The sequence below is a fragment of the Candidatus Neomarinimicrobiota bacterium genome (assembly GCA_018647265.1).
Classification (GTDB): domain Bacteria; phylum Fidelibacterota; class Marinisomatia; order Marinisomatales; family TCS55; genus TCS55.
Genome location: JABGTK010000103.1, coordinates 1 through 11939, shown reverse-complemented (window position 1 = coordinate 11939; position 11939 = coordinate 1). Strand labels below are relative to the sequence as shown.

Annotated in this window: 11 protein-coding genes; 5 read left to right on the top strand and 6 right to left on the bottom strand. The window is 39.2% G+C overall.

Going from position 1 to position 11939, the window contains the following annotated elements:
* Window positions 1-123 precede the first annotated feature (123 nt).
* The 3 genes from HN459_05965 to HN459_05955 all read right to left on the bottom strand — a co-directional run bounded on the left by HN459_05965 (window position 124) and on the right by HN459_05955 (window position 1446).
* Window positions 124-465: a hypothetical protein gene (locus HN459_05965; protein ID MBT3478994.1), complete on the bottom strand. Its 342-nt coding sequence runs from the start codon at window positions 463-465 to the stop codon at window positions 124-126.
* Between the two features lie 30 nt (window positions 466-495).
* The gene (locus HN459_05960; protein ID MBT3478993.1) at window positions 496-726 is read right to left on the bottom strand and encodes a helix-turn-helix transcriptional regulator; all 231 of its coding nucleotides are present in this window, start codon (window positions 724-726) and stop codon (window positions 496-498) included.
* 114 nt (window positions 727-840) lie between these two features.
* A complete protein-coding gene (locus HN459_05955) occupies window positions 841-1446 on the bottom strand; it encodes a membrane protein insertion efficiency factor YidD (GenBank protein ID MBT3478992.1) in 606 nt (201 codons plus the stop codon).
* Between the two features lie 17 nt (window positions 1447-1463).
* On the opposite strand from HN459_05955, the gene HN459_05950 reads away from it, so the two are divergent.
* Both HN459_05950 and HN459_05945 read left to right on the top strand, forming a co-directional pair.
* Entirely contained in the window at window positions 1464-2393 is a 930-nt protein-coding gene (locus tag HN459_05950) for a hypothetical protein (GenBank protein MBT3478991.1), read from the top strand.
* Window positions 2393-2722: a hypothetical protein gene (locus HN459_05945; GenBank protein ID MBT3478990.1), complete on the top strand. Its 330-nt coding sequence runs from the start codon at window positions 2393-2395 to the stop codon at window positions 2720-2722. Before HN459_05950 ends, HN459_05945 begins: the two co-directional genes overlap by 1 nt.
* Window positions 2723-2749: 27 nt before the next feature.
* On the opposite strand, the gene HN459_05940 is transcribed toward HN459_05945, so the two are convergent.
* Genes HN459_05940 through HN459_05930 form a run of 3 tightly spaced genes read right to left on the bottom strand, consistent with a single transcriptional unit; the run spans window position 2750 to window position 7724 of the window.
* A complete protein-coding gene (locus HN459_05940) occupies window positions 2750-5878 on the bottom strand; it encodes a cyclic nucleotide-binding domain-containing protein (GenBank protein MBT3478989.1) in 3129 nt (1042 codons plus the stop codon).
* Between the two features lie 59 nt (window positions 5879-5937).
* Entirely contained in the window at window positions 5938-6387 is a 450-nt protein-coding gene (locus tag HN459_05935; protein MBT3478988.1) for a hypothetical protein, read from the bottom strand.
* A 2-nt stretch (window positions 6388-6389) separates the two neighbouring features.
* Entirely contained in the window at window positions 6390-7724 is a 1335-nt protein-coding gene (locus HN459_05930) for a PhoH family protein (GenBank protein MBT3478987.1), read from the bottom strand.
* Window positions 7725-7942: 218 nt separating this feature from the next.
* On the opposite strand from HN459_05930, the gene HN459_05925 reads away from it, so the two are divergent.
* The 3 genes from HN459_05925 to HN459_05915 all read left to right on the top strand — a co-directional run bounded on the left by HN459_05925 (window position 7943) and on the right by HN459_05915 (window position 11834).
* Window positions 7943-8443 (top strand): hypothetical protein, encoded by a 501-nt coding sequence (locus HN459_05925; protein ID MBT3478986.1) that lies wholly within the window; start codon window positions 7943-7945, stop codon window positions 8441-8443.
* The gene (locus HN459_05920; GenBank protein ID MBT3478985.1) at window positions 8440-10548 is read left to right on the top strand and encodes a type II secretion system protein GspD; all 2109 of its coding nucleotides are present in this window, start codon (window positions 8440-8442) and stop codon (window positions 10546-10548) included. Before HN459_05925 ends, HN459_05920 begins: the two co-directional genes overlap by 4 nt.
* Before the next feature lie 107 nt (window positions 10549-10655).
* Complete coding sequence (locus HN459_05915; protein ID MBT3478984.1) at window positions 10656-11834, top strand: hypothetical protein; 1179 nt, start codon at window positions 10656-10658, stop codon at window positions 11832-11834.
* Window positions 11835-11939 lie beyond the last annotated feature (105 nt).

The window sequence follows — 11939 nt, the reverse complement described above, 5'->3', positions numbered from 1 at the left end:
TTACGAAAGAACTGCTCTACCCCTGAGCTACACTGGCGTACTTATTGTGCAAAAATTGCGACGGAAAATACGGTGGTTAATCCTGAGTTAAAATAAAATGTACCCTCACAACTGCGATTTATTTTATACCACCAGCAAATTATGTTTTTTAATGAAGTAATACCAAATGGCAGTTGAAATGAGAAGAATCACACCGCCGGTAAAGGTAGTTATTAGTGCAGTATTTACACCGTTTAATAAAATATGAGGTGCAATTTTTGATATGTCGGGAATTGCATTTAAAGCACTATTTACGCCAATCCAAGTAGCGAAAATTCCCATAAATGCGGTTAATATGCCCAAGAGAATAATGCCGTTTGTGTGGTAAGGTTCTTTCATATTTTTTACTGCAATAAATAATATTGCGGCAAACAATATCAATAGGACCATCATAAATGGTCCGCCATTTAGGAGTGATTGAATCATTTTAGACCTCTTTCTTTTAGTTGTTGAAAATTATTCATTCGAACTAAATCCATCATCATCGGCTCTGTATTCAAGGATGTCGCCCGGTTGGCAGTTCAATACAATACAGATTTTCTCCAATGTTTCATATCGAATGCCCCTGACTTTTCCATTTTTTAACAAGGACAAATTGGTCAGAGAAAGTCCAATTGCCTTGGAAAGTTGCGTCAGTGACATTTTTCGTTTGGCAAGCATCACATCTAGATTTGTAATAATTGGCATGGTAAGTTGAATGAATTCCTTTTATTTGTCGGTGGAGTATAATAAACTAAAATCATCGTAACAAGTAAAATATTTTATGTAATACATAAAATATTACTATAAATACATAAAACTCTAAGGCTGATAATATTTTGCTGTTCTGTAAGCACCATACACTTCACCACCATAAATGGTGACAGCCATTCCCACATAAAGTGGTGCAAAAATACTTTCTCTTTTTATCGATTTTACACCGGCACTTATAGACAATGCAGACAAAAGGAAACCATAGAATCCATCCATAGGTCTCCCTGCAAAGGCTCTACCCAATCCTGGAATTACCATGGATAACCCTGCCGCAAGAACCGGTGATTTAGGGGAATGAATTGTGGAATTATAATTAATAGGATCAATCAATCTTCCATCAGAATGAAACTGACCACCCATTTTTTGATGATAAAAAAAGGCGTTAGCATTGCAGCGAATGATTCGGTCAGACGTCATAAAAAGTCCTTTAACCGTGCCATGGGTGTGAATTGCTTGGGCACCATAATTGGAACAACTTGGTGCAAATTGACAATTTAAGGAGGACTCATTATAAGAAAACCGCTGCCATTTGGTAATTGGGTAGAGAAATATTTTTTGGAGTGGGGAGGTATCAGGAGCGCTAAAAAGTGAATCTGCCGGGTATTGTGCAAAAAGTGGAATTGTAAATAAAAGTGTTTTGATTAAAGGCTTCATTACTCCCAATTTTAGATATGATGGGACATGTAAAACCATCCAGATTTCGTCTAATTCTGGCCGTCTTTCTAACTGCGAGTATTTTTGCGCAAGAAAAAATACTCTATATTCTCCATACCAATAATACCAATGGGGCACTGGAAAATTGTTATTGCCCGGATCATCCCTTTGGTGCAGTTGAAAAGCGAACAGTTTTTATTAATAATTTTATCAGCTCCCATCCCAATTCAATTTTGGTAGATGCGGGCGATATGTTTACCATGACACACCAATCATTCAAAGATAGTCTTTTGGCTGAAGCCTATGGCCTTTTGCCCTATGATGCCATCCTCCCAGGGGACCAGGAATTGACCATGTCTCCGAAACAGATCAACCGCTTGTACGATATGATGAATATTAATGTGGTAGGAACAAACATTTTTTTAGAAGGTGTCGATAATATTATTGCCTCTCATATAGTTGAAAAGGACGGAATAAAAATTGCAATCCTGGGAATTATGGATCCATACGCTGTTAAGTATTATACCCCTGAACAAAAAGATCATATTGTGTTGAAGGATCCCGTAGAGGCTATTAAAGCAGAGATGGAAAAACTTGTGGACGGAACAGATATTTTCATTTTACTGACCCACCAAGGTGCGGATTTAGATTATGCCTTGGCGGATAAAATAGAGGGACTCCATGTAATTGTGGGTTCTCACAGTCAATCCCCCTTGGATAAACCTGAAGAAGTGAATGGTACTTTAATTGTCCAAGCCGGGAAAGAAGGATACTATGTAGGTATTGCCGAATTGATAATCAATGGCAAGGATGTAGTCTCAAAATCCGGACGGATCGACACGATGAAATTTGAAATGCCTGATGATGAACGTGTGATGAATTTCATTCATGAGTACGAACAGAAATCGGGCAGGATAAATCGACGAAAATTGAAAGAAAAAGAATAATGGATCAATCGATTGAAATGTTAGCATCAAATCCAATATATATGGCGGTGGCAGTTGTTCTAGCTATTATCATTTTACTGGGCGTCATTAAAAAACTAATTAAACTGGTTATGGTGGTGAGTGCCATTCTTGTTCTCTGGGTAGCCTATATGATTTATACAGGACAGGAAGTCAGTGTTGAATCATTGAAAGAAGGGGTGCAATCTGGAGTTGAAACCCTAAAAGGAAAGGCATCAGAAGCAGGCGAAAAAGCAAAGGAGTCAGTGGTGAAAAAAGTAGAAGAAAAAACGGAAGAAAAGCTGGGAAAAATTCTTCCGAAAAAAGATTAGTCCCTAGTTTTCAATAGCATCCAAATTTTATTTAGACATGAGTTTTTCATTGGCCACACGTAGGCGGCCAGTGAGCAATTTAATAATGCCTTCCATAATATCGCTTTGGCTACCCATTACTTCATAAAATCCTTCTTGTTCGATTTTAAATAAAGTTGAATCTTCTGTTACGGTTGCATCTGCTGACCGTGGTTCATCATCCAAAAGTGCCATCTCACCGAGGCAAGTGCCTTTCCCTAGCATGGCTAATTCCTGCTCACCTTTGTGAATTTTCACATTCCCATCCACAACAATAAATAGAGAGTCACCATAATCCCCTTCGGCGAAAATGGGTGAATTGGCATCGTACTGCACTTCATCAGTAATTTGGGCGACGCGGGATAAGTTCTCCGCCGGGATTGTTTTGAACAAATCAACGGATTTCAGAATAATTGTTTTTTCTAATGTGGAATACATGCTTAACTCAATAGCCTCTAATTTAAAACGTTCTGTAGGAATGAAATCAAGGTTCGTACCATTTTTTTGGATTCTTCTTGTAAGTAGTTCCTGATTAGCTTTTGATGCAGGAACATTATCCCAATCCAACCCTTGAAGTACCTCTATTTTTTCTGATTTTAATAAATAATCTAGAGCAATCACCGACTCCCATTTATTGGGTGAATAAACAGATTCTGTCAATTCGCTCTCAAGGTTATGAGGAAGATTCTTAAATTTACTGTGACCCACTTCGCTTCTTTCTTCTAAAGAAATTCTTTCAATGAGGGGGTTGATAATTTCTCGTTCTTCAAGGGAAAAAATATTTTCAAAAAATTCGAGTAAAAAGGGCAGTTTGGCTGGATCTCCGGACTTTACTGTATGGATATAAGTTTCAATTGGTGTGTCAGGTACATCCATGACACCAAGTTTTAATAAGGTCGGTAATGTGTTTTGAATCTCATTATTTAAGTGGTCGTGCATGAGGAATTTGTTATCGTCATCGGGGATCAATTTTATGGCTTCATTCAGGGCATAAACTTTACGTGCCATTGCCTGGATTTCTTTCTCAATTTCCGCCTTTTTATCTTCGCTGATTGAATGGGCCCGAGCTACGGCCAATAAGGAATCAACCACCTCATTATATACATCTTGATCTTCACGATTCAATAGCAATAGTAGTATATCAATTGTTTGGTCATTGGGGTATTCACGAAGGGTACGGATAATCCCAAGGCGAAGTTTTCGGCTTAAATTCGGAGATGCGATTAATTTTTGGAATTCTTCCATTATTAAGTCATCAGAAAATTTATTGAGCATCAGACGTGCTTGGAGGCTGGTTTTCGGAAAATTCAGATTAGAAATGATCGCCGGGACTAATTCGGGTTCATTCCGTTTTCCTGCAATCGTCAATGCCACGTTGCTAATCAAAGGGCCTTCATTCTCAAGAAAATGTATCAGTTTATCTTGGGGCAGTATACTATCATTATGAACCAATCGTTTTAAGGCAGTGGCTTGTACCAATTCATCATCACTATCCAGCATTTCATTTAGAATCGATTCAGCCCGCTTTGACGGCCCAGTCTCAAAATGAAGGATTGCTGCTGCGGAAACCGCACGAATTTTCTGGGACTCATTTGTAAGTAGTGGTTCCAAATCTGGCAATACATTTGTGAGCTTTCGTCGGCCCACGACCATAATAGCTTCTTCAGAAACTTCATCGTTTTTCTTCATTGCCTCAATGATATCATCATTGGATAATATGGATTCTTCATCCCAAGCCATGGATAAAATGCGTTTTCGAACTTCAACACTGCCCTCAAAAAATAAATGATTGATAGATTTTTTCCAGGAGGCCAAGGGTAATCCTTCAATAATCTCCAGTGCAAAAAGCTGCTTAATCTCATCATCTGAAGAAAGGGTTTCTTCAATCGTTTTCACCATAGCTGCGTCCTGAACATCTACATTCAAGTCTTCAAAATCGATCTGTCTTTTGGCAATGGCTGTCTGCAATTGCTCAACATATCCGGACTTCACTTTGATGGCGGTTAAAATCCACACCGCAATTGCACCAAGTGAAATGATACTTAAGTATTGGAGTGCAATAATTTTAACCAGAAAAAAAGTGACCAATCCTCCGAAGCCTTCTGATATGGATTTTACTGTACCACTCACTTGCGGTTTTATAGTTTTTCGAATATTAGCAGGAACGGGAAGCCACAGCAATTCCATTGAAGAAACGTTTATCGTAAACTTAAAAGTTTGATCAGAAAATTTGGCAATGCTGGCGCTCATAAGAATCGGAGCGATTAAAACTGACGTTACGCCTGCAACGAGGAAAAATGGTAGTATCAGCAATCCAATTAGGATACCAAATCTAGAAAGCACAGGGCCGGTGATAAAAAACTGCATTATAATTGAGGCTGCCCCGGCGATGGAGTAAAATGTGCCAAAGAATGAAACCAATTCAGCTTCACTGGGGAAAGAAGAACTAGCGATAATTTTAAATTGGTAATCCACTAAGGTAGTCACAACAGCAGAAAGAGCAACGATAGTTCCAATGCCTATTAAAAATGGATCCGGTTTCCCTTTTTTCTTTTCCCCATTTTTTTGAGAGGATTTTGTTGCACCTTTTTTAACCGGCTCCTTTTTGAAATATTGCATAGATTTTAGACCAAAAAAAGCTGCTAATCCCAAAAAGCCTGCCGCAAGAAACAATAATTCATCCGTACCAAAAGCACTAACAAATGGTTTAAGATTCATTCCTATAATCATGATAGCAAAAGAGCCACCACCACCGATGATACTGAACAGTCGTTTTGCTTGTTGTGGCTCGAATGAGTTACCTGCAAATGTCCAGAATTGGATCAGCATAATACCCACCACAACTTCAACCCATATATACACAACAGGAATTACAAAGCCTGTGATCATAGGTTGAACTAGAATTAATGAGCTGGCAAATATGGCACATGTCATGGCGAAAAGAACCCGCGGTGTCAATTTTTTAGAAAGGTTGGTATAGTAGGTGAGGATTGGGGCAAGCACTATAGCAACAGCCAAAAACATGAGGGGCAAAATAGACTTTTCAAAACGGCTTAAGAAATAAGCATCTCTTGCCGTTTTGGCTACCATGGCCATGGCTACGGTGAAGAAAGAGAAAAAGAAAAAGGTAAGGACCATTTTGGCCTCACCCTGTTTAATGTTAATAAATTTCTTTAAAAATTTCAAAGTGTGTTCAGTCAGATTCTAGCAATGATAGATTTGACTGTATAATCAAATCCACTATCGTTTATTAGATCCATAATTGAGCCAAAAAAGAAACTGAAAAAGATCAAACACAGGGCAATGAATGCAAATGTAATAATCAATAAAATTCCATTGATGAGGAAATAAGATCGAAAATGATCCATGGCATTCGTAAAACTGACGTCATCTTTATTTTGGATAGCAAATTGGAGGTGATTGGCCGCATTGGTTAACTTAGTTCCCATGACGATGGTTATGACACCCATGATAAAAGTAGGGATTGCAAAAAGCAGGATCGACAGGCAATAAATGGCACCGGTGATGATATTCATGATACCCACAAACTTGGTCCATTTCACCAGTTTATCTAACGTAATTAAACCGAACGAATCCAAATTGTAATTCAAAGAATTTTCATCATTAAGTTGATTGATGTCAGTCATGCTTATAATAGGTCACTGGCCAAATCAGCCAAATAAGACCTTTCTCCTTTTTCTAATGTAATATGGGCAAAGATTTTTTGATTGGTCATACGGTTGATTAAATAACTCAATCCATTGGACAATTTATCAAGATAAGGCTGGTCAATCTGGTTGATGTCACCGGTAAATACAATTTTGGTTCCTTCCCCTGCCCGGGTGATTATTGTTTTAACTTCATGGGGTGTAAGATTTTGGGCTTCATCTACGATGAAAAAAACTTTCTGAAGACTGCGGCCACGGATATATGCAAGTGGCGTAATCACCAGTTTATCTTCTTCTATCATTTCATTTATTTTTTGTGATTTAGGATCATTCCCTTTGAATTGGTGGCGTATCACACCCAAGTTATCCCATAACGGTTGCATATAGGGGTCAATCTTGGATTGAATATCCCCCGGGAGATAGCCGATATCTTTATTACTCAAGGGTACAATCGGTCTCGCCAGGTATATTTGTCGGAACTGTGAACGGGCTTCCAATGCGCCGGCCAAAGCCAAAAGTGTTTTTCCCGTTCCCGCTTTTCCTGATAGTGTGACCAGTTGAATCTTAGGATTAATAAGGGCAGCCAACGCAAAAGCTTGTTCAGAATTGCGAGGCGTAATGCCGTAAGCGGGTGTTTTATCAATCTTGTGAAATTGGTTTTCTATGCTATCATAAGTAGCAAGGGCCGATTTATGTTCATTCCTCAGGATAAAATTCTCATTGGGAAGGGGAGAAGTAACTTCAGGAATTTTATCGCCATCAACATGAAAGGGATTGGCATAAAGTGAATCGATTATTTTCGTTGGTAGATTTTCAACTGTTCGCCTGCCTGTATATATTTTATCGACGCTTTCAATTTTATCTGTAGTGTAATCTTGGGCTAAAATTCCCAAAGCCTTGGCTTTCATCCGCAGGTTTGTATCTTTAGTGACAAGAATTACGGAAGTAGTCTTCTCCAACTTTTGTAATCGCATGGCCGTATTCAGGATTCGGATATCAGGAATATCGTCGCGAAAAACTTCAATGAGATCTTCATCCCAGGTTTGGTTCACTACAATCCTGATCTTGCCACGATCCTGGCCAAGAGAAACGCCTTGCTTAAATAAATTGTCCCCTGTTATTTCATCCAAATCTCTTAAAAAGTCTCTGGCATGGAAATTGATCTGCTCATTACCACGTTTGAAATTGTCTAATTCCTCCAGAACTGTAATGGGAATGGCCACATCGTTTTCTTCAAAATGGTGAATACAACTTGAGTCATGGAGGATGACATTCGTATCGAGAACAAGGATTTTTGCTTTTTTCTTTTTTGGCATTTTAACCCCGAGTCTGTGGAATTTTTATGATACTATAGAACATATACTGTGATGAAGTTATTTGAGATTATATAGAATCACAAGACATGAACCTAAATTATCCTTTAATTATAAAGATTAGAGAATGATTAAAAAGTGTTTACTTTAATCCAAGAAATAGTTTACACTTTAGGTACGTTGTTTCCGAGGATAATGGATGAAAACTAACTATATATAATATGAGCGTTCTGTCTATAAATGTTATAAATGAACGATTAATGAAAAAAGTGGCACTTGCGGTACTAGCTTTATGCTTACTATCCTGTGGCGACAATATCATTGATACGGCAAAGTCTGTTTCTACCAGCAATACGGAATTCACCATTAATTTAAGTATTTCTGATGAAATTGTCCGCCTGGATGACAGTATCAAACTCACAGCAAAGGTTGAGCGTAAAGTCCATAAAGACTCCATTAGTGATTATATTTCAACAAAAATGATTATGGATCAAGTGGGTGGTTCAATTGACGTTCATGGTTTCACCTCCGCATCAAACATTATTGTTGCCTTGGATGATGAAAAGGGATCCACTTTTGAGGTGTTAGCGTTTTTCCTTCCAACATATAAATATAACAGTACCAAAAAAGAATATTATGACTTTAAAGAAAAAGGCCACGTTTCAGTGGTTTTTGATGGTATGTCAGTTTCCCTTCCTGTAAATATGGTAGTGCCCAGATGAAAAGACCATTCGTTTATCTATTTATTATTTTTTCTATCCTTATTGGGCAACAGCGCCCTCCTGCTTCTGTGAATAGACGCCCTCCGGCTAATATCCAAAAAAGATCCACCGTCGGTGCTTTAAATTCATTTAGGGATTTGGATTTTGAAGTAATTAAACTGAGTTATATCGAGACCGATCGCGCTTTAGCGATTTTAAAAACCTTAGGATATTCAGTTGTAGAATTCAAAGCGGGTAAAGGTGAAATTGCAGGCCAAAATAATTTTTCACCGCAATTTTTAAATAAGAATTCTGACTTGAATGCTCCAAATGCATTGCCGATAATAATTAAATTACCCGACACTGAGACCGTTTCATTAATTGAAAAAAGTAAAGCTAAATCATCGAGTAAAAAGTCCGCTTTGGGTGTGGATCTCGGAGGTGTTACTTTAGATAATACAACCAGTGGCGACCCCATGCAGCGCCTTTTGGTTGGTTTTAAACCGGGAGATTTTAATTCACTGGCAAAACTCATCGATTTGATCCAAAATAAAATTGATGTTCCCGCCAATCAAATTGTTATTGAAGCATTGGTTCTTGAATTGAATTCCGATCAATTGGATGAATTGGGAATTGACTTTTCAAATGCTGGGCAAGGATATTCGGCCACATTCCCACCGCCCCAAGGTGGTTCGATTTCGCCCTTCACTGTTGTACTGGATCGTACACTTTTGGGGAGCGCATCCAATTTCCGAGCAAATATTGATGCACTAATCAGCAACAAAGCTGCCGAAATTTTATCCAAACCTTCCGTACTCGTTTTGGATGGGCGTCAGGCGCGAATTCAAGTAGGGCAACAAATCCCAATTGTTAAAACGACCGATACACAGATTTCAACAACCAAGTCGGTGGACTATATCCCCGTTGGCATTGTTTTAAATTTGCGTCCAAGGATCAGTGAAGATGGTTCCCGTGTTACTATTCAGGTTGAAACAATCATTAGTGAAACGGAAGAACGAATTGGTGCGGCTACCAGTGGAAATGTGGAATCAGCGCCAATCATTAATAACAGGAAAGTGCAATCATTTGTTAGGGTGGCTAATAATACACCATTTATAATTGGTGGATTAATTAATAAAAAAACCACGGAGAATGAGGGTGGCGTACCGGTTCTAAAAGATTTGCCTATTATCGGTAGGTTTTTTGCAGTTTCATCTGAACAGACAGTAAAAAAAGAAGTTATTGTTGTTATAACGCCCCATATCATTACTGAGAGTGAAGACAATTTCAGTCGTGTCGTTCCTCAAGATTCAGAATTGTTTAATGCTTTTGGTAACCGTTCTTTTCCCAACTCTTACAGGATTCAACATTCAGATGTATTTGATTTAAGCTTTATTTATGAAAGTCCGGTATTTAAAGATATTAAGGATGAAGTAAATAAACGGGCTGAAAAAGATAAAACACTCATGGTTCGTGATCCCTATAAAAGTCTGATTGAAGGAAAAGTCCCTGGGGAAAATATTTTAGTCCGTCGAATGCTGATAGATGTAATCGAACGATTGGGGTATTACAAATACATTGATCCGGATAAAGTGATTTACTTCCTCGAATCAGTAGCTGATCCAGCTGGTTTTAAAGTGACCCCTTTAGCGAATGATATCCGAAATATACCGGAGGGACAAGCGCTTCAACTCAGTTATGCCATAAAAGGTAAGGCGACAGTAGCAAAACCATTTGTACGACCCACTGCCGCCGCCCAGTATATCAGTCTAACTGATTCATATAAAAATATATTAAAAGATTTAAATAAGCGTGGTGTCAATTCCGCCGATGATATATTTACTATTTTAGTCTCGCGGGAAAAAGATGAGCGGCGATTATACAATGTGTTGGTAATGAAAAAGGTTCTTGAGATGAATCCCGATTTTGAGTTAACCTTACAATACTTTAAACCAGGTATTGAAATTCTATTCCCATCACCGGATGTGCTTTTGAGCAACAATCATGTTGTCGATCGAGACGCAGCCAAATATTTTTATGAAGTGAATGATTATTACGGTTCATTTGAACAGGAATTCAATCGGTCAACGGCGGAATTGGGCCGGTTAATTCAAAGTAGGAGATAGTGTGAGCTCCATCACGTGATAATTTTTCAAAATAGAATAAGTTTCGGGACTTATGCGGGGAAATACTTGATCAGTAATCAAATAACTAACTCATCAAGGAGGATGAAATGAAAATAATCAAGTTAATGTTAACAGGGATAGTGATCTTGTCTTTTGCTTTGGCTCAAGACGGTACTCAAGGTGGTCCACCAACTGGTCCTCCACCCTGTGATCCAAATGCAACTTACTCAGAAGCCGATCCCGGCCCTGAGGGTGGTTGTGCAAACTATAACGACTGTAATGGCAATGGCGCCTATGACGTCGGTGAACCATGTGGCGACGGACAAGGGCCACCAGCTTTTGGCGATGTTGATGCCAATGGTGATGGTGGAATTGACCGGGAAGAAGCGCGCGCATTTTTTGGCCAGGATAAAGAAGGCAACGATGATCCAGGATTCGATGCTGGTTTTGATGATTATGCCGGAGAAGATGGCGTAGTTGATGAAGCAGAATTTGTAGCCGCTGCCGCCGACCAAGGCAATGATCAAGGTCAACCCACTTGTGATGTCTGTGGATATGCTTTCGCTGGTGAGGGTGATCATCATGGTCACTGTGATAAATGTGAATTCGTATTTTCCGGTGATAACGATCAACATGGTCATTGCGACCAATGCGATCATATCTTTAGTGGTGACGGAAATCAACAACATGGCCATTGCGGTCACGAAGGCTGTGACTTTGTAGGGAACTCCGATGAAGACTGGCAAAACCATCATCATGATGGCGATATGACAGGTGATATGACAGGTGATATGACAGGTGATATGACAGGTGACGGTGACCACCAAGGCCCTCCGGCACCAACCAACCATTGGGATGGTAACTGTGGAGCCATGTGCGAAGGCCATGGTGAATACTGGTTAGATTCTGATGGTGACGGTCAACCAGAAGATGGCCCCTACGCAACATGGGATCATGATGCTGACGGCAATCCTGTAGATTGTGGCTGTGGCGGTGATGACGACCAACAAGGCCCAGATCCTTTTCAACAAGCTTTCATGAATACAATGCAAAATGGTGGCACACCTGATGATGCATTTGAAGCAGTTGCAGCAGTTTTCTATCAAATGGAAGTTGAATGTGATGATTGTGAAATGACAGAAGAGGAATTCCAAGAAGGCAAAGCAGAAGCAAAATCCGCTTTTGATGATGTATTAGCAAATGGTGGTACACCTGAAGAAGCTATGCAGGCCGCTATGGAGGTTGGTGACGAAGGTGATGATAAGGATGACGACGGAAACAACTAAATAACTCATCATTCATAAAATGAATAAAAAGCCTCTCCGCAAATTGCGGCGGGGCTTTTTTGTTTCTAGGACTTAGATTGTTTGTTCATGAAAAAGGGAATTAGC